The organism is Nonomuraea sp. NPDC050547, assembly GCF_044457345.1.
Taxonomy (GTDB): Bacteria; Actinomycetota; Actinomycetes; order Streptosporangiales; family Streptosporangiaceae; genus Nonomuraea.
Genome location: NZ_JBITGW010000019.1, coordinates 230,856 through 249,296, shown reverse-complemented (window position 1 = coordinate 249,296; position 18,441 = coordinate 230,856). Strand labels below are relative to the sequence as shown.

16 protein-coding genes are annotated in these 18,441 nt (G+C 70.5%); 5 read left to right on the top strand and 11 right to left on the bottom strand.

Annotated elements, in window-relative coordinates; translation table 11 throughout:
• Together ACIBHY_RS40555 and ACIBHY_RS40550 are read left to right on the top strand one after the other, a co-directional pair.
• The gene (locus ACIBHY_RS40555) at window positions 1-2,232 is read left to right on the top strand and encodes a hypothetical protein (protein ID WP_397309516.1); all 2,232 of its coding nucleotides are present in this window, start codon (window positions 1-3) and stop codon (window positions 2,230-2,232) included.
• On the top strand, window positions 2,232-4,340 hold the full coding sequence (locus ACIBHY_RS40550) for a hypothetical protein (RefSeq protein ID WP_397309515.1): 2,109 nt from the start codon (window positions 2,232-2,234) through the stop codon (window positions 4,338-4,340). The genes ACIBHY_RS40555 and ACIBHY_RS40550 overlap by 1 nt, the downstream gene beginning before the upstream one ends.
• 157 nt (window positions 4,341-4,497) lie before the next feature.
• On the opposite strand, the gene ACIBHY_RS40545 is transcribed toward ACIBHY_RS40550, so the two are convergent.
• The 4 genes from ACIBHY_RS40545 to ACIBHY_RS40530 all read right to left on the bottom strand — a co-directional run bounded on the left by ACIBHY_RS40545 (window position 4,498) and on the right by ACIBHY_RS40530 (window position 7,830).
• Entirely contained in the window at window positions 4,498-4,914 is a 417-nt protein-coding gene (locus tag ACIBHY_RS40545; protein ID WP_397254182.1) for a hypothetical protein, read from the bottom strand.
• 311 nt (window positions 4,915-5,225) lie between these two features.
• Complete coding sequence (locus ACIBHY_RS40540) at window positions 5,226-6,524, bottom strand: FAD-dependent oxidoreductase (protein WP_397309514.1); 1,299 nt, start codon at window positions 6,522-6,524, stop codon at window positions 5,226-5,228.
• A 28-nt stretch (window positions 6,525-6,552) separates the two neighbouring features.
• Entirely contained in the window at window positions 6,553-7,125 is a 573-nt protein-coding gene (locus ACIBHY_RS40535) for a TetR/AcrR family transcriptional regulator (protein ID WP_397254178.1), read from the bottom strand.
• Between the two features lie 90 nt (window positions 7,126-7,215).
• Window positions 7,216-7,830, bottom strand: coding sequence for an MBL fold metallo-hydrolase (locus tag ACIBHY_RS40530; protein WP_397309513.1), 615 nt, complete (start codon window positions 7,828-7,830; stop codon window positions 7,216-7,218).
• Window positions 7,831-8,068: 238 nt separating this feature from the next.
• Between ACIBHY_RS40530 and ACIBHY_RS40525 the strand changes: the two genes are divergently transcribed.
• A complete protein-coding gene (locus ACIBHY_RS40525) occupies window positions 8,069-8,302 on the top strand; it encodes a DUF4235 domain-containing protein (RefSeq protein WP_397254173.1) in 234 nt (77 codons plus the stop codon).
• 230 nt (window positions 8,303-8,532) lie between these two features.
• Here the strand turns inward: ACIBHY_RS40525 and ACIBHY_RS40520 are convergent, their stop codons facing one another.
• Genes ACIBHY_RS40520 through ACIBHY_RS40490 form a run of 7 tightly spaced genes read right to left on the bottom strand, consistent with a single transcriptional unit; the run spans window position 8,533 to window position 16,200 of the window.
• Complete coding sequence (locus ACIBHY_RS40520) at window positions 8,533-9,534, bottom strand: Lrp/AsnC family transcriptional regulator (protein ID WP_397254171.1); 1,002 nt, start codon at window positions 9,532-9,534, stop codon at window positions 8,533-8,535.
• A gap of 55 nt (window positions 9,535-9,589) precedes the next feature.
• Window positions 9,590-10,429, bottom strand: coding sequence for an alpha/beta fold hydrolase (locus ACIBHY_RS40515; RefSeq protein WP_397309512.1), 840 nt, complete (start codon window positions 10,427-10,429; stop codon window positions 9,590-9,592).
• 9 nt (window positions 10,430-10,438) lie between these two features.
• A complete protein-coding gene (locus ACIBHY_RS40510; protein ID WP_397254167.1) occupies window positions 10,439-11,608 on the bottom strand; it encodes a M24 family metallopeptidase in 1,170 nt (389 codons plus the stop codon).
• Window positions 11,605-12,459, bottom strand: coding sequence for an ABC transporter permease (locus tag ACIBHY_RS40505; RefSeq protein WP_397254165.1), 855 nt, complete (start codon window positions 12,457-12,459; stop codon window positions 11,605-11,607). Before ACIBHY_RS40505 ends, ACIBHY_RS40510 begins: the two co-directional genes overlap by 4 nt.
• A complete protein-coding gene (locus tag ACIBHY_RS40500) occupies window positions 12,456-13,409 on the bottom strand; it encodes an ABC transporter permease (RefSeq protein ID WP_397254163.1) in 954 nt (317 codons plus the stop codon). The genes ACIBHY_RS40505 and ACIBHY_RS40500 overlap by 4 nt, the downstream gene beginning before the upstream one ends.
• Window positions 13,410-13,414: 5 nt before the next feature.
• Window positions 13,415-14,992 (bottom strand): ABC transporter substrate-binding protein, encoded by a 1,578-nt coding sequence (locus ACIBHY_RS40495; RefSeq protein ID WP_397309511.1) that lies wholly within the window; start codon window positions 14,990-14,992, stop codon window positions 13,415-13,417.
• The gene (locus ACIBHY_RS40490; protein ID WP_379615983.1) at window positions 14,992-16,200 is read right to left on the bottom strand and encodes a dipeptidase; all 1,209 of its coding nucleotides are present in this window, start codon (window positions 16,198-16,200) and stop codon (window positions 14,992-14,994) included. Before ACIBHY_RS40490 ends, ACIBHY_RS40495 begins: the two co-directional genes overlap by 1 nt.
• 128 nt (window positions 16,201-16,328) lie before the next feature.
• Here ACIBHY_RS40490 and ACIBHY_RS40485 point away from each other — a divergent pair, with 128 nt between their 5' ends.
• Window positions 16,329-17,321, top strand: coding sequence for an ABC transporter ATP-binding protein (locus ACIBHY_RS40485; protein WP_397254159.1), 993 nt, complete (start codon window positions 16,329-16,331; stop codon window positions 17,319-17,321).
• The gene (locus tag ACIBHY_RS40480) at window positions 17,311-18,267 is read left to right on the top strand and encodes an ABC transporter ATP-binding protein (RefSeq protein ID WP_397309510.1); all 957 of its coding nucleotides are present in this window, start codon (window positions 17,311-17,313) and stop codon (window positions 18,265-18,267) included. The genes ACIBHY_RS40485 and ACIBHY_RS40480 overlap by 11 nt, the downstream gene beginning before the upstream one ends.
• Window positions 18,268-18,441 lie beyond the last annotated feature (174 nt).

Here is an 18,441-nt window from a genome sequence, read left to right as displayed (position 1 = left end):
ATGGCCTGGCAACTCCACTACACCTCGGCAGAGAACGGGCCGTCAGGACGGGCCGGGTTCCAGATCGTCGCCCGGAGCCCGGGCCTTCCTCCCGAGCTCGACGCCCAGGTGACCCCGTACTTCACCTATCGCCCGCCGCCCACCACCCCGACCGCGCCCACCGGCGAGGAAATCGCGGCCATGCCCATCGCCATGTCCTACGGCCCGGCCGGCGACCGACTCACCCTGACCCGCTGCGCCTACCTCGGGCAGGACTACTCGGGCCGCTACGGCAACTTCCTCGGCCAGGCCGTCGTGGCCGACGAGGTCGAGCTGGTGGGCGTGCGGCCCGTCGAGTTCTGGCAGGCGTCCCTGTGGGCCGGGCGTCCCGCGCCGTCAGGCGCCGAGCTGCCCCACCTGGACGATCTGCTGCCGGGCACGGCGCTGGACCCCGAGTCGCTGGGGGAGTGGCTGAACGAGCACGGCGGGCTCGCCTACGAGTGGCTCGGCGTCCTGCTTGAGCTGGTACGGCGCAGCCTTTCCACCGGCCACGGCCGGATCGTCCTGGTGCACCCCGACGCCGGCGAGATCGTCCGATGGATCGCGGTGATCTCCTACTCGCTGCCCTGGGAGACGGTGCTCCGCCTGTCGTTCGTCACCTACAGCGGCGATCCGGCCGCCAACGCCCAGCTCATCGTCGGCACCACGCCGGACGTGTGGATCCCCGCGGACCTGGACGCCACGGTGCTCCAGCTGACCGGGCCGCCGGAGCCGATCGAGGCGGGCCGCTTCTCCACGACGATGCGCGAGTTGTGGCGTGCCGCCGACTTCGGCGGTATCGACGAGCTCGCGGACTTCGGCCCGGCCGACCCGGAAACGGCGGCGGCCGTGGTCGCGCTCTGCCTGGCGGGCGCCACCCTGTCCGCCGAGGAGCAGTCGGCGGTCGCCGCACTGGCAGCCGGCGGCCTTCCCGACTGGGTGTGGCCGCTGCTGGGCCGGCGGGCCGATCTGCTCGATCACCCGCTCGCCCGGACGGTCGCGGCCCATGGACCCGCGGAGGCGGCGGCGCCGTGCGCGGCCCGTTGCGCCGTCCTGGCGTTGCGCGAGCCGAGCCTGCAGCCGCCGGGCCCGCTGACCGAGGCGTTCCGGCATCGGGTGAGCGAGGTGGCGCGGGCCGAGCTGACGAGCTCGCGCGACCTCGCGCACCTGGTCGGCGTGCTGCGGGTGGCCAGGGAGTGCGCGTTGTCCCTGCCCGGCGCTGAGGTGGAGGTGGCGGTCGCCGGGCTGGCCCGGATGGGGGTGGGCGACGGGCAGGCGTTGCTGGAACGCGTGCCGTACGGCTGGCACGAAGCGGTCTTCGCCGGGCTGCTGGCGGGGCTGGAGGCGGCGCCTCGCCGCACGCGTGAGGCGGCGCTGACGCCGGAGTTCTGCCGGGATCTGGCGGGCCGGGACCTGAGCGCGGCGCCGTCGCTCGCGGCGGCCGTGCTGGCCTGGCAGGTGAGCGCGGGCGAGCTGGACCGGGCCGAGGCGAGCGTGCGGATCCTGTCCCTGGGCGGTGACGGACAGTCGGCGGAGCGGGAGGCGTCGCTGGCGGCGATCTGGAGCGCCGAGCCCACCGCCGCCGAACTGCACCGGCTGCTGCAGGCCCTGGGCAAGCGGCTGGAGGACTTCTACACGCTGGCGGAGCTGCCCGGACGCTTCTTCGTGCGCGCCGGGCTGAAGGACAAGGACGTCAGGGAGGTCGCCGCCCTGACCTCGCGGGCCGGCCTGCGCGGAAGCACCGCCGACGACGCCCACGCGGTGCTGCTGGCCGTGGGAATGGCCGCGGAACGGCCGTTCGCCCGCCTGCTCGCCGACGTCGAGCGGCTGAGCGAGCTGTCGGTGTACGCGCCGCTGCGGGAGCAGGTGCTGAAGTGGGCCGCCAAGCAACTGGCGAGGCACCCGACCGAGGTCCGGATCGACCTGCTGCGGCGCGGCTCGGACCGGGTCAGGCACTGGCTGCTCGCCGTCTGGCTCAACCCCAAGGCCGATCGCGGGGAACAGGCCGCCCTGCTGGAGATCGCCATCCGCCTGCACCGGCACAAGCTGGTGATCGGCGTCCTGGAGGAGTGGGCGCGAGCGCTGGTCAACAGCCGCTCCCGGTTCGGGGCGCTGGAGAGCCGGTTCAAAGCCGACCGCGACCTGTGGGCGGGGGTGCAGCGCCTCGTGGAGCCGCGCCGCCGTACCCTCCTCCCCTGGTGGGGAGGCCGCTGATGTGGGGGTTCCTCTTCCTGGCCGCCCTGTGGCTGGCGGCCGTCATGCTGGCCGTCTTCGTGGCCGTCATGATCTTTCCGGTCGTCCTGCTCGCCGGTACGGTGATCGCCGTCGGCATCCATCTGCTGTACGTGCACGCCACCCTCTTCCCCGACCATGCCGACGGCCCCTCGCCGGTGATGCGGCCCGACGGCAGCGCCGGTCGCGACCCCGCCTACCGGCACTACCTGGTCGGCCAGGTGTGGAAGGACTGGCGGGCGATCGTACGCGGGACCATGCCACGCGTCGTCGCGCGGGCCGAGAAGGCGGTGAGCACCGCCACCCGCGTGCTGGTCGGCGGGGAGCAGGCCTGGTTCCTGTTCCCCCTCTGGATCGGCGTCGTCGCCGGGATCGTGGCGGCCTTCGTGCCCGCCGGGCTGATCGCCCTGTTCGTCGTCGCGATGTACCTCGTGGCGATCGTGCTCGGCCTGCTGGGCTGGCTGGCCTGCGTCGCGGTCCTGCGCGCCCTTGAACAGGTCTTCATGGTGATCCGCCGCATCCTGCAGACCTGCCCCTATCCGGGCTGCTACGCGCGGTTCACCTTGCCGGTGTACGCCTGCTCCACCTGCGGGGCACGGCACGCGCGGCTGACGCCCGACACCAACGGCGCCGCCCGGCACGTGTGCCGGTGCGGAACGCGCCTGCCGACGACCATCCTGCTCGGCCGCTACCGCCTCCAGGCCCTCTGCCCGGTCTGTGACCGGCAGCTGCCCACCAGGGTGGGCAGGGTCAGGATCGAGCCGCTGCCCTTCGCCGGTGGGCCGGACGCGGGCAAGACGACGTTCATGGCGCTGGCCGTGGACGCCGTGCACAGCGCGGTGAACACCGCCGGAGGCAGCGTACTGTTCGCCCAGAAGAGCGACGAGCAGGCCTTCAGAAACCTGCGGAGGGAGCTGTCCGCGGGCCGGGTCAGCAAGACCCTGCCTGATCTGCCCAAGGCGGTGATGCTGGACGTGGCGCTGCCCGGAGGGACGGGCGGCAAGCGCATTCTCTACCTGTTCGACCCCTCGGGCGAGCACTACACCGGCGCCAGCAAGATCGAGGAAATGCGCTACCTCTCGCACGGCGAGGCGCTCATCCTGATCATCGATCCGTTCGCGCTGCCGGAGGTCCAGGACCACCTCCTGGAGAGCGAACGCAAGGCGCTCACCGCCAAGGGCGTCATGTTGTCGCGAGAAGACCCGGCCGACACCTTCAACCGGCTGCGCAATGAGCTGGCCGGCCGCGCCGATGGCGGCAAGCAGCGCCGGGTCGCGGTCGTCCTCACCAAGGCCGACCTGCTGAAGCAGACCACCTCCGGCCGCGGGATCGAAGAAGTGCGGGCGTGGCTCACGCTCATGGGGCTCGGCAATCTGGTCCGTGAACTCGACCACCAGGGCGCTCAGGTCCGCTACCTGTCCTCGGGGCTGCCGCCGGACTCGGGCCGGATCGCCGAGATGCTCGGCTGGCTGACCGGCCTGCGGCTCAGCGCCGACCTCGGTGACGCCTCCGCCCAGGAGCTGACCACGGGCGACGCCCGCCGTCCCTGGGAGGTCAGACCGCGACTGGAGGGCCGGCCGCCGCTCAGCTATCTCGTCTTCCGCCGCGCCCTCGCCGTCGCCACGATCGCCGCCTCGATGCTCATGGTGCTCGTCTTCAGCGTCCAGCTCCTGGCGCAGTGGCTTCCGAGCAGCAGGCCGGTACGGCTGGGCAGCACGTCGGCCGTCGAGTCCGGTACCCCGATCCCGATCACCAAGTCGATGGCGGGACGGTGGGGCGGAACCGTCCAGCAAGGTTCGGGGCGGTATCGGGTGCGACTCACCCTCACCAGGGGAGCGCTGCCGGGAAGCCGGGCGGGCACCGTTTCCTACCCCAAACTCGGCTGCTCCGGCACCCTCACCCGCGAGCCCGACCGGGGTGTGGCCGGCTGGATCGTGGTACGCGAGAACATCACCGACGACCCGAAGAGCTCCTGCGTGCGCATCGGATGGATCAGCCTGGAGCGCCACTCCGGTACGACCCTCGCCTACCGCTGGTACGGCACCGCCGACCTGACGGCCCCCGAAGCCACCGCCGCCCTCACGAAGTAGGCAAGCCGCCGCACACGGGAGGCTCCCGGCCGATCGTCACCGCCTCCGTGCCGAGCCGGTCGTGGCCGCGCAGGCCGCCACCGGTGGCAGCGGCCTGCGCTTGTGTCCCCGCACCCGCGTCAGGGCCTAAATGCGAGAGCGGCGCACGAAATCGTGGTCAATTAGCGGGCGAAAGCGGCTGAATGTCGACTACCTGTGTGCCCCAGGGACAGAAGCGGTCGCCGGACAGCGTGCCGTTTTCCACATCGGACGGTTTGCCGTCGCAAAGTTCCATCGATATGTCGACGAACTCCACGTCGCTGGGATCCAAGTGCCAGCTCCACCCGACATTGACATCGGTCCCCGTCAGGATCTTTCCATTGATGTGCTGACGGTTTCCCTGGCCGGACAGGTTGCGGTATGCCGCCTCGACGTCGTTGGGCTCCACGAGGCGCACGCGGAAGCTCTCCCCGCCCGTGTTGATGGTCGCCACGTACTGCGCGGCCGCGGTTCCGGCCTGAACCGGGCTGCCGGCGGCGATAAGACCGACGGCGCTGACCGCGACTGCGGCAGCCATGCGAACAGCGTTGAACATGGATTCTCCAATCTTCTGGCTCGGCAGTGAGTAAAGGGATATCGCCCGTCCATCTAACGATGAGATTTACTGGATGTGAATGCCCGGGAGCATGACAAAGATCACAACGCTCAGCGGGTTTGCAAAAGCACGAACGGCGATCGCAACGGAATGTACCCGACCTGTTTCAGAAGACGCGTTTCGCCCGTACTCCAGAATTCTCCGACCAGACGCTGTAGGGGAGGCTCATGGCCGGGCGAACTCGTGGGGCCGGGACCGCCTCAGTGGGCTGATCAAGGAATCTCCGGCCCGGCCGCGCACCTGGTGAGGAGTCAGTCCGAGAAGATCGCTCGGCGCAGTGGAGGGAGTACGCCGCACAGCCGGAAGAACGTCCGTGCGATGGCCCGGACCGCGCGGCTGCGCAGCGTGGCCAGGCGCAGGTACATGGTCGCGGCTCGCACGGCGGCGAAGCCGTTCCTCAGCATCGTGCGCTCGTACCCGGCGACGGCGGGGAGCAGGTCGTCCTCACCCCGGCCGATCGCGATCAACGCGCGGCGCAGCGCGTTGGCGTCGTACAGCGCGGCGTTGCCGCCGAGCCCGCCGACCGGTGGCATGGAGTGGATGGCATCGCCCAGCACGGTCACGTTCGTGGTCGGCCACGGCTTCACCCGCTCGGCGGTGGCGAAGTCGAAGCGCTCGATGGTGCCGGCGGGTGTCTGGGCGATCAGCTCGCGCAGGCCGGGATGCCAGCCGGTCAGGCGAGAGGCGACGAGCTCGCGCAGCCGTCGCCCGCGCCCGGCCGCGGGGGCGTCGAGGAGTACGCGCTTATGGGCGACGTAGGCCCACATGACGTAGTCGTCGTCCTTGGCGTTCTGGACGAGGAGATCCGGGTCCAGGCCGATGGCCCGCATCTGGTCGCCGATACGCTCGATCGTGGCCCGATCGGTCTCCCTGCGGCGGAACACCGCCGTGAACAGGAAGTCCCGTTTCGGCAGGAACATGTTCTTCCCGCTGATCACCTCCTCGGGCAGCCACGACGCGCCTTTACCGAGCGGGAGTTTGCCGCCGATCCCGACGCCGGGTGCGGGGGAGCGCCGCGCGTGCGGCAGCAGTTGCCGGCGTACGCGCGAGTTGGCGCCATCCGCGCCGACCAGCAGGTCACCCGTGGCGGTGGTGTCGTCGGCGAAAAGGGCGGTGACGGTGCCGTCGGCGTTGTGCCGGTAGCCGGTGAACTCCTTGCCGAAGTGGACGATGTCGTCCAGTCCGGCAAGTAGCAGCCGCCGCAACGTGATCCGGCTGACCGCGTGCGTCTGGTCGGACGGGTCACGCTCCGCGGGCGGGGCGTCCTCGCGCATCAGCAGCCGCATCCGCTCGGTGAACACCCCCATCCCGGGGCCGGGATCACCGGCGGTGGCCACCAGGATGTGCCAGAGGTGCGCGGGAAGGCAGTCGTGCAGCGCCCGGCTGCCGACCGGTTCGATGTTGAGCCGGTATCCCTGTAACCGGGCATCGGGCGCGGCGTCGCGTTCGTGGACCGTGACGTCGATCCCGGCGGCGTGCAGGCCCTGGGCCAGGCACAGGCCGCCGATGCCGGCGCCGACGATGACGACGCGGAGCGGATGTGCGGACATGAGGTTCCTCCTGAGAGGGCAGGCTGGGTCAGGCGCGGATCAGCAGCCGGTCGAGAAGGTTGAGGACGTCGCCGGCGTGGCCGGACGCAAGGCTCGCCCCCTTGACGGTGGCGATGACCAACTCCGCTCCCGTCGCCGGGCCGACGCCCGGGGCCAGCACTCCGGCAGCGGCGGCATCGCTCAGCAGGGCGCGCAGCGAGTTCCGCCAGCCCTCCTCCCGGCCGGCGATGATCTCCTGCAGCTGGGGATCGCGCCGGGCCCGCAGATCCAGCTCGCGCAGGACGATGTGGAGCTCGGGCTGGTCGATGATCTTCTGGCGGAGCGTGGCCAGGTGCTGCCGCAGGCGCTCCACCGGGCCGCCGTCCGGCGGTGTGGTCGACCAGAACTGCCGGGTGGCGTGGTCCACGACCGCCACCACCAGATCCTGCTTGGTGGGGAAGTGGTGATGGATCGAGGAGTGGTCGATGCCCACCCGGGCGGCCACGTCCCGCAGTCGCAACCGCTCGAACCCGCCTTCGGCCAGACATTGATACGCCGCCTGCACCAGCGCGTTCCAACGTTCCGGACCGGCGGGCGGCCTGCCTCGTCGCGTCGCCGTCATGTCCACCTCAATTAATTCACCAACCAGTTGGTGAATTAATATCAAGCGTGTGATGGCACGTCAACGATTCTTCTCGTTCAGCGGCTCGATCTAGAGATCGACTGCGTCGCCCGCCGAGATGCGGGCGTAGTCGGTCTCCTCCTCGAGCCACCCGTCGAAGTACTCCAGACCGATCTCGCTGAGCTGGATGTCGTGGATCGGGAACGCGCGGGCCGGCCGTACGGCACGGACGAAGGTGATGGCCTCGCCGATCTTCAGCCAGGGGCCGGCCGCCGGGACCAGCAGGGTGTCGACCTCGTCCGTGGGGACGAACAGGGAGTCGCCCGGGTGGTAGAGGCCGTCCACGATGTACCCGAGGTTCGGGCAGCCGGGCAGTCCGTCGATGACCTCGGCGTGCACGCCGCCCACGGCCTTCACGGTGAAGCCGGCGGCGGTGAAGCTCTCGCCCGCGGCGACCGCGACGGATCCCTCGCCGAGCTCGGCGGCCAGCGCCGCATGGGTGTGCACGGTCAGCGCCGGATCGCCCGCACGGGCGGCCTTGAGCGCCTCGACGTCGATGTGGTCGGGGTGCTCGTGGGAGATGAGGACGGCCGTGGCTCCGGACAGAGCCGCCTCCGCGTCGGAGAAGGTGCCCGGATCGATCACCAGCACCCGATCGCCGTCCTGGACGCGCACACACGCGTGCCCGAAATGCGTAAGCCTCACCGGATCACCCTATCGACCACCCCCGGCGTCGACGCCAGGATCGGGCTTCAGGTGCCGGAGGCGTCACAGGCGGCACATGCCGCGGGCGTCGTGCACCGCGACGTCAACCCGGCCGACATCCTCCTGGCCGACGCCGGCCGGCACCCGGTGCTGGCCGACGTCTGCCTGGCGCTTCGTCGCGGGGGATCCGGTACGGCCGGCCGACTAAGCCTGATCTGGCTGGGTAAGCGAGACCGTCATGAAACAGGTCATCGCGAAGCCGGCACGGATCGCCGGCGGTGTGCTCGGCGGTCTGGTCGCCGGCACGGTGTTCAAGCATGCGTGGAAGCTCGCCTCCGGCAAGGACGAACCGCCCGAGGCGGACTCGACCCGCTACGGCTGGGGCGAGGTGCTGGTGGCCGCGGCGCTGCAGGGAGCGATCTTCGGCGTGGTGAGGGCGGTCATCGAGCGAGCGGCGGCGCGGGACGACTGAACCGCAAGATCGGCGCGCGACGGCCGGCGGTGGTGCCCGTGGTCCACACCTGCACGAAACTGTCAAACCTGGCAGCAGCCGTCGCATCCACCTGAACCCACGAACGCCTGCCGGGGACCTGTCCATGACGTTCAGCCAAGGGCGAAGGGCGGGCGCCGGGCCGGGTTCGTTCACCTGGCCGCACGGCAGCCGCGGGGATACGAGCAGGTCGGCCGGTGAGGCACACGCGGCTAGCCGGGTGTGTCGGCGAGGGCCGCCTCGACGCGGGCCTCTGCCCATGGCCACATCAGGTAGCCGCGCTTGACCGCCAGCACCTGCACGTTCGCCGTCCACGACTGGATGCCGGGGATGGAGGCGAGGGTCCGCGAGGTGAAGTGGTGGATGTCGGCGGTGGTCGGCATGATCACCTCGCACATCAGCGACGCCTGCCCCAGCGTCGCCGTGATGAGCCGGACTCCGCGCTCGGCGTTGAGCCGTTCGGCGACGCTGTCCAGCATGGCCGGCTCGACCGACAGCCAGAAGAGGATCTCCGCCTCGAATCCCAGCGCGGCCGCCGGGATGAAGGTCGCCACGGTCGCGCAGCCCCGTTCGAGCATCGCCTCCAGCCGCCGCCTGGCCGTGCTCTCGCTGATGCCGAGGCCGTCGGCGATCGACTGAAAGCCGGCGCGGCCGTCGACGCGGGTGGCCGCGAGGATGCCGCGGTCGACCTCGTCGAGGTGGCCGGGCTCGCACGACTGCGGTTTCGGCGGTACGGCCAGCGTCTTGTCGGCCTGGTCCAGCAGTTGCAGGCTCCAGTCGTAGGTCACCTTGTAGGTGTGCAGGACCAGGTCGGCGCTGCTGTTGAGCGTGCCCGGGATGTGGTGGACGTAGTCGACGAGCATGGAGTACAGGTCGCGGGCCTTGGGCGCGACGAGCTCGAAGACGATGTCGTGGGCGCCGGTGACGATGGCGACGAACCGGATGTCGGGGTTGCGTGCCAGCAGCCCCGCCACCTGGAGCTGGCTGCCGGGGGCGCAGCTGACGCGCACCATGAAGACGTGCACCGGGCCGTCGTGCTCCAGGTTCGGCACGACCGCCACGCGGACGGCCCCGGAGGCGAACAGCTGCTGGGCACGCCGGGCCACCGTGGTGGTCGAGGTGCCGATCACCTGCGCGATGTCGGTCCAGCTGGCTCTGCCGTTCACGTGCAGTGCCGCGAGGATCCTGCGGTCGAGCTCGTCGAGATCATTCATCGGAGGCATCATCGCGCGTTCACCGCCCCGCGGGCACCTTCTGGCTGAGGCGAGTTCACCGGGCGCCGAGCGCCTTGCCCAGGAACGCGCGGACGGTCGCCTCCCACAGCTCGGCCTCCTCGACCTGGGGGGAGTGCCCGGAGTGTTCGAAGACGCGCAGTTCGGCGCCGGGTATCAGCGCGGCGATGGTCTCGCTGCACGAGACGGGGGTGATCCAGTCATGGCGGCCCACGGTGACGAGGGCGGGCGCGGTGATGCCCGGCAGCAGGTGCTTGATGTCGTAGTTCGGCTGGTTGTGGGCGAAGGCGTAGTTGTGGGTGCGGTAGTGGTACGGCGTGGCCTCGGCCCGCGCGCGCACGGCGGCCGGGTCGTAGTCGTGGTCGTACAGCGGCAGGATCTCCAGCCAGCACTCGCGCAGGTCGGCGTCGTCGCGCACGGTGCCCGCCATGATCCGGTCGAGTTTGGCCCGGTCGATGCTGACGCGCGCGGAGGCGGCGGCGTTGCGGGTGGCGAGCTCCTGGTTGGCGTTGTCGGCCGAGGTGTCGCGCAGCACCATGGCGCTGACGCGCGAGGGGTGCCTGGCCGCGTACTCCATCGCGATGAACCCGCCGTAGGAGCCGCCCGCGATCACGATCCGCTCGGCGCCCGCCCACGCGCGCAGCGCCTCGACGTCGGCGACCCACTGCTCATGCGTGTACGGCCCGGCCTCGCCGCTGGCCCCCGAGCCGCGGGCGTCGAAGACCACGACCCGGTAGGTGTCGGCCAGCCGGCCGAAGCTGGAGCGCGGCTCGGCCAGCGAGCCGAGTCCCGGCGCGCCGTGATGCGCGATGATCGTGTGCTCCCCGTCCCCGAGCACCTCGACGTTGAGCGGGTTTCCGTTGATCTCGACGAACACGTGACTCCTTCAGATGACGACGTCGGACAGCTCGCGCGGGTACGAGGTGAGGCGGCGCGGCGCCCCCTCGGTGACCAGCACGGTGTCCGAGATGCGGTACCCGGCGTGCCCCGGCACGTAGATCCCGGGCTCGCTGGACAGGATCATGCCGGGGGCCAGCACGGTCGGGTCGCCGTCCTCCAGCCAGGGCGGCTCGTGGAAGCCGAGGCCGATGCCGTGGCCCTGGCGGTGCCTGAGGTGGTCGCCCAGCCCGGCGTCCCGGATCACCGACAGGCAGCGCCCGTTGGCCTGCGCGCAGGTGCCGCCCGCGAGCAGCGCCTGGGTGCCGACCTCCTGGGCCTCGCGGACGGTCTCGTAGTAGAGGATCTGCTCGGCGGTGGGCTCGCCGATCACGAAGGTGCGCTCGCTCTCGACGAACCGGCCGCCGACGGCGCAGCCGAGCGAGAGCATGAAGGTCTCACCGCGGCGCAGCCGCTCGCCGCCGGGCAGGCGGTGGGGCTGGGCGGAGTTGGGGCCGCCGTAGACGAGGCCGCCGGTGAGCATGGGCACGACGACGACGTCGGTGTGCTCGGCGTACATGAGGCGGGAGCCGTACCCGATGACGTGGGCGGCCAGTTCGGTCTCCGCGGGCAGCTCGCCGCCGGCGGCCAGGGCGTCGCGCACCAGCTCCACGCCCGCCGCGATCATCGCGTCGGCGATCCTGGCGGCCTCCTCGTGCAGGACGACCTCCTCGGGCAGCTTGCGCTGCCGTACCGGGCCGAGCACGTCGGCCGGCCGCCAGCGGGTGCCGGGGAAGGCCCGCGCGAGCGCGTCGGCGCGGCCGACGCTCGTGGAGGACGCGTACGCGGCCGCACCGGGCGCGGGCACCTGGGCGGCCAGCACCTCGAACGGCGAGCGCACGCCGGGAAACTCCGGGTAGACCGCGATCTCGGCCTGCGCTCCCTGGTCGGCGGCGTACTCGCGCTCCAGGTCGGGCACCAGCAGCACCGCGGGGCCGTCGAGCGGCAGCCAGCAGGCGACGGGCCGCTCGTTCGGGAAGTGCGTGAACCCGGTCAGGTAGGCGACGTCGAGCGGGTCGTCGAGCAGCAGGGCGTCCAGGCCCAGGTCGTACATGGCGGTCCTGACCCGCTCGCGCGCCGTGTCGTAGAAGGAGACGGGCAGGCGCTGGGAGAAGCTCATGAGGCGCTCCGGTGGTTACGCGCGTCGTTGTAGGCCACCGACAGCAGCGTGGTCGACAGGACGAGCAGGAGGATGGCGAGAGAGGGGAAGAGCGTGGTCCACCACGCGGAGGCCAGCGCGCCCGACTGCTGCGCCTTGTGCAGAATGGTTCCCCAGGACCAGCTGTTCGGGTCGCCCAGACCGAGGAAGGAGAGCCCGGCCTCGGCGAGCACCGCCCGCGAGGTGGTCAGCACCACGGAGACGCCGACCACGGGGACGACCCCGGGCACCAGGTGCTTGCGCACGATCCAGAACGCCGACCCGCCGATCACCTTCGCCGCCGAGACGAACGGCATGGGCACGATCGCCATCGCCGACGAGCGCACCACGCGGGCCACCTCGGGCCAGCTGAACAGCGCGATCACCACGACCAGCGTCCGCACGCTGGGCCCGGCCAGCGCCGCCACCAGGATCATCAGCGGCAGCACGGGCAGCGACAACGACAGGTCGACCAGCACGCCGAGCGGGGTGTCGAGGCGGCGGAAGTAGGCGGCGCAGATGCCGACCACCAGGCCGATCACGATGGCGAGCACGGAGGCGCTGAGGCCGACCGCCATGCTCACCCTGGTGCCCCAGATGACCTGGGCGAAGACGTCCTGGCCGATGTCGTCGGTGCCGAACCAGTGCTCGGCGGAGGGCGGCTGGAAGGTGTCCTCGCCGTACCCCTCGGGGAAGGGCGCGATGAGCGGCGCGCACAGCGCGATGACCGCCAGCGCGAGCAGGATCGCGGCGCTGGCCAGGCCGAGCGGGTTGCTTCGGAAGGCGGTCCAGGTCCGCCGGCGGGGAGTGAGGTCGGTGACGACGGCCGTCATGAGGTGCGCACCCGGGGGTCGAGGATTCCGTAGGCCACGTCGGTCAGCAGGTTCGCGGCCACCACGGCCGCCGCCAGCAGCACGAACGCGCCCTGGAGGACGGGGAAGTCGAGCTGGCCGACCGCCTCGTAGATGGCCCGGCCGATGCCGGGATAGGCGTAGATCGTCTCGGTCAGCACGGCGCCGCCGACGAGCGTGCCGAGCTGGAGGCCGGCGATGGTGGTGGTCGGCAGCAGCGCGTTGCGCAGGGCGTGCTTCCACACCACCGCGCGCGGTCTGACCCCCTTGGCCTTGGCCAGCGCGACGTAGTCCTCGCCGAGCGCCTCGATGAGCGTCGAGCGCATGGTCAGCACGTAGCCGCCGAGCTGGATCAGGACCAGCGACAGGCAGGGCAGTACCAGATGGTGAAGCATGCTGAGCCAGGCGGCCGGGCCGGTGGCGTCGAGGTCGACGGCGCCGCCGATCGGGAACCAGCCGAGCGTGACGCCCATGACGTACATGAGGAAGATGCCGACGCTCGGCACGAACAACGACTGGGCGGTGATGCCGGTCAGCTGGATCACGCGGTCCACCCAGCCCTTGGCCCGGGTGGCGGCCAGCACGCCCAGCGGGATGCCGAGCACGATCGTCACCAGCATCGCCGAGCCGGTGAGGATCAGCGTCCACGGCAGCCGGTCCATGAGCACCGTGGTGACCGGGATCGACTGCCTGAAGGACATCCCGAGGTTGCCCTGGACGAGCTGGGCCAGATAGTTGAGGTACTGCACACCGAGCGGCTGGTCCAGGCCGAAGTCGGCCAGCAGCTTGGCGCGCAGTTCCTCGGTCATGTTCGGGTCGGCCACGGCCAGCACGGGATCGCCGGGCAGCAGGCGCACCAGGAAGAAGGTCACGGTGACCGCGAACCACAGGGTGAGCAGGCCGCGCAGCAGCCGGGTGACGACGAACCGCATCGGGATCAGCTCGCCGGCTTCACTGCGGCCAGCGAGAGCGGGTTGACGATGGACAGCAGCTCGCTGGGCATCGGCTTGAACCCGGTCCACTTGATCGAATGGGCGATGTTGAAGGTCTCCACGTACAGGACGTTGTCGTAGACCTGGTCATGGATGATCTTCGCGGCCTCCTGGATGGGCGCCTTGGCCTCCTGCCGGGTCAGCGCGCGCTGGCCCTCGTCGATCAGCTTGTCCAGCTTGGGGTCGCTGACCTGGGCGTAGTTGATGAACCCGCCGGTCTTGAAGGCCAGGCCGAGGTTGGCGGGAGGGTTGTCCATGATCGCCCAGGAGCCGGCGTAGATGTCGAAGTCGCGCTTGAGGGTCTTGTCCAGGTAGGTGTTGCGCTCCAGGCCCTGCAGCTTGATCTCGATCCCGGCCTGCTTGGCCGCGTCCCTGACCATGGGCGCCCAGCGGGCGATGTTCGGGTCGGCCTGGTCGTAGATCATGCTCAGGCTCAGGTTCGTGACTCCGGCCTCCTGCAGGAGCTGCTTGGACTTGGCCGGGTCGAAGGCGTACTCCGTCACGCTCGGGTCGGCGTAGTCGGGCTGGGAGGGGGTGAGCACGCTGGAGTTGGCCGACTTGGCGTAGCCCTTGAGGGCGATCTTCCTGATCGCCTCGTAGTCCACGGCGTGGGCCAGCGCCTGACGGACGCGTACGTCGTCCATGGGCTTGCGCTTGGTGTTGTACTGCAGGTGCGCCCAGCCGAGCGAGGGCACCTGCACCAGCCCGAGCTTCGGGTCGTTCTTCAGGTCGGCGGCCGTCGAGGGCGGCAGCACGTTGCCGATCAGGTCGATCTCGCCGTTGCGCAGCGCCAGCACCTCGGTGTTGACGTCGGGGAAGACCCGGAAGACGATCTCCTTCACGGTCGGCTGTCCCGGCCCGAAGGGCGCCACGCGCTCCATGATGTAGCGCTGCCCGCGCTCGACCTTGGTCAGCTTGTACGGCCCCGCGCTCACCCAGTTGGCGTCGTTGGCGAACTTCTGCACGCTGGGCGCCTTCTCGAAGACGTGCTTGGGCACGATCGGCAGCCAGAAGCCGACGTTGTCCAGGAAGGTGCCGTCCGGCCGGCTGAGCGTGAACCTGACCTCGGTCGGGGAGACCGCCTCCGCCTTCTCCATGGCGGTGATGAGCCCGGCGACCACGCCGAACTTCTCCTTCTGCACGGCCGTCACGGCGAACACCACGTCGTCGGCGGTGACCGGCTTGCCGTCCGACCACTTCATGTCGTCGCGCAGCCTGACCGTGGCGGTCTTGCCGTCCTCGGAGTAGGACCACTCGGTGGCCAGGTACGGGATGCGCTTGCCCGCCTCGTCCATCTGCGTCAGGTGCGGGTACATCAGGTTCGTCACCCACGAGTCGGTACGGCTGTTGCCGACCAGCGGGTTGTAGTTGACCACGTCGGCGGTGGTGCCGATGGTCAGGCGGTCACCCGTCGCCGGCGCCTGGGATCCGCCCTGGCCGGTGGAGCCGGGCACGCTGGGGGTGCTGCACGCGGTGAGCAGGGCGATCGCGGCCGCGGCCGCCAGGAGGAATCCACGTCGCATCAGATCCAGACCTCCTCAAGGACGCGCATGACGTTCCCGCCGACCACCTTGGTGATCTCCTCGTCGGAGTAACCGTGGGTGACCAGCCAGCCGATGATGTTCCAGAAGCACTCGGTCGGGTTCTCCAGGCCGTCGACGTACTCGACCTTGGGGTAGGTCGTGCCCGCGTGCGCCTCGTTGATCGACAGGTGCTGGGCGAAGGCGTCGTGCAGCCCGACGTGGTCGCCGAAGAGGGTGTCGGGGCCGAAGGCCACGTGGTCGATGCCGACCAGGTCCACGCAGTAGGTGAAGTGGTCCATGACCGACTCCAGCGAGTGCCTGGGGTGGTCGGGCGAGAGCGTGGTGTGGGGGGCCGCCTCCAGGCCGATGACGCCGCCGCGCTCGGCCGCCGCCTTGATGACCGAGTCCGGCTTCATCCGGTTGGTCGGCCAGACGGAGCGGGCGCCGGCGTGGGTGATCAGGATCGGCTTGGTGGAGTGGCTGATGGTGTCGAGTGAGGTCTGGTCGCCGGAGTGGGAGACGTCGATGGCGATGCCGAGCTTGTTCATGCGGCGCACGGCCCGCTCGCCGAAGGTGGTCAGGCCGCCGTCACGGCGTTCCTTCAGGCCGCTGCCCAGGGTGTTGGCCTCGCTGTAGGCGATGCCCATCTGCCGTACGCCGAAGCCGTACAGCATGTCGATCCGGTCCACCTCGTTCTCGATCATGGTCGCCGCCTCCAGGGCGAGCACCAGGCCCATCCGGCCGCTCTCGTGCGCCTCGCGCACGTGGGCCAGGCGCTCGACCTTGAGGAGGTAGTCCTGGTGGGCGAGGTCGGACAGGCGCATGCCGATGTCCGCCACCACGTCGGTCCACTTCCAGCCGGCCTGGCTGGTGATGCAGCAGGTGCCGTCCATGAGGTTGTCGAACACGACCGTAATGCCGGAGTGGGCCAGACCCTTGTATCCGGTGTGGTGGCGCGCCGTCCGGTTGTAGTCGACGGTCTGGCCGATGTCCTCGGGGAAGACCGAGGGGTGGTCGTGCAGGGAGACGACGAGGCTGTCGGTCAGCAGGCGGCGTACGCGTGTCTCCTGTTCCGCGCTCAGCTCCAGCCCCTGGTAGGCCGGGACGCGGCCGAGCTCGGGTGCGAGGTCGAAGACCCGGTAATCGGGACCCGCCTCCAGATATTCGTACGAACGGTAGCCGGTGTACCCCTTTGCCGCTTCTAGCACCCTTTGTCTCCTCTCGGCATTTTTCTTGGAGCTTGCCAGAATCATTCATAGAGGTCAATACTGAAGGTGTTTTCGTGCATGAAGCGTCGTTGACATGCAAAGTTTCGTCACTGGACAGAGGAGGCGTTGTGAGCGACACGGTTCTTGAGGTGCGTGACCTCCAGGTCACGTTCACCGCCTCGGGACGCCTGCTCCCCGCGGTGCGCGGCGTCGACCTGGTGATCGAGCGCGGCCAGACCCTCGCCCTGCTGGGCGAGTCCGGATCGGGAAAATCCGTCACGGCCAAGGCGATCATGGGGTTGCTCGACCACCCCGGGGTCCAGGTCGGCTCGCGGGTGGCCCGCCTCGGAGAGCACGACCTGCTGACCATGAGCGCCGAGCAACGGCGCGCGCTGCGCGGCAACGACATGACGATGGTCTTCCAGGACGCGCTGTCCGCGCTCAACCCCGTCCTGAGCATCGGCGACCAACTCGGCGAGCTGTTCCGGGTCCACGTCGGCGCCACGCGCGCCGAAGCCAGGGCACGCTCGATCGAAATGCTGGAGCTCGTCGGCATCCCCGCCCCCGGCAAGCGGATCGACGACTACCCCCACCAGTTCTCCGGCGGCATGCGCCAGCGCATCCTCATCGCCATGGCCGTCGCCCTCGAACCCGACCTGATCATCGCCGACGAGCCCACCACCGCCCTCGACGTGACCGTCCAGGCGCAGATCCTCGAGCTCATCGAACGGCTGCGCCGCGAGCTCGGCACCGCCGTCCTGCTCATCACCCACGACCTCGGCGTAGCCGCCGAGGTCAGCGACCGCGTCGCGGTCATGTACGCCGGGCGGATCGTGGAGACCGGCGACGTCTACGAGCTGTTCGAACGGCCCGCGCACCCCTACACCCGGGCCCTGCTCGGCGCCATCCCCGACCTGGAACGCCCCGCCAGCGAGCTGCGCGCCATCCCCGGCCAGCCGCCCAGCCCGTCCTCGCTGCCCGCCGGCTGCGCCTTCGCGCCCCGCTGCGACCGGGTCACCGCGCTGTGCACCGGGACCCGCCCGGAGCTCACCCTCCTGGACGGCGGCTCCGACCGGGCCGCCGCCTGTCACCACACCAAGGAGCTGCTCGATGTCGGCTGAGCCCGTGCTGCGCGCGGTGAACCTGCACAAGACCTACCGCGGCGGCCTGCTGTCCAAGGGCGGCGCCGTACACGCGGTGTCAGGGGTGAGCCTGGAGCTGCACGCCGGTGAGACGCTCGGCATCGTCGGCGAGTCGGGATGCGGCAAGTCCACGCTGGCCAGGATGCTCGTCGGGCTGGAGAAGCCCGACAGCGGCGAGGTCACCTTCCGCGGCCGCCCCTTCCCCGCCCGCGACGTGCGGCGCAGCGTCCAGATGGTCTTCCAGGACCCGCTCACCTCGCTCAACCCGCGCATGACCGTCCAGGACCTCGTCGCCGAGCCCCTGCAGGTGCACCGGCTGGCCGGCGGAGCCTCCGGCAGGCGGGCGCGGGTCGGCGAGCTGCTCGACCTCGTCGGCCTCGACCCCGACCGCATGAACCGTTTCCCCCACGAGTTCTCCGGCGGCCAGCGTCAGCGCATCGGCATCGCCCGCGCGCTGGCCACGGAGCCCGACGTCATCGTCTGCGACGAGCCCGTCTCCGCGCTCGACATGTCCGTCCAGGCGCAGGTCGTGAACCTCCTCGCCGAGCTCCAGCGCACCCTCGGCGTGGCGCTGGTCTTCATCGCCCACGACCTCGCCGTCGTCAGGCACGTCTCGCACCGCGTCGGCGTGATGTACCTCGGCCGCGTGGCCGAGATCGGGCCCGCCGCCAAGGTGTACGGCACGCCGGCACACCCCTACACCAGCGCCCTGCTGTCGGCCGCGCCGGTGCCCCGGCCGACGTTGAGGGGGCGTAAGCGCATCATGCTCGGCGGCGACCCGCCCAGCCCCGTCGCGCCGCCGCCCGGATGCCGCTTCCACACCCGCTGCTGGAAGGCCACCGACGAGTGCTCAAGCCGGGAACCCGTCCTGGAACCCGCCGGCGACCACTTCGCCGCCTGCCACCACGCCACCCGGCCCGCCTAGAAGATCTCGGCCTCTATGGCCTGGGCGTGTTCGCGAGAGGGCGACCTCAACCCCCGGGGCTCGAGCGGAAGGTTTCTGATCTTCATCGTCTCGCCGCAGACGATCTCGTTCGCCCGGCTCGCGAAGTCGAGCGGACCGGGTTGCTCATCATGACCGCGGCGGTCGTCACGCTGA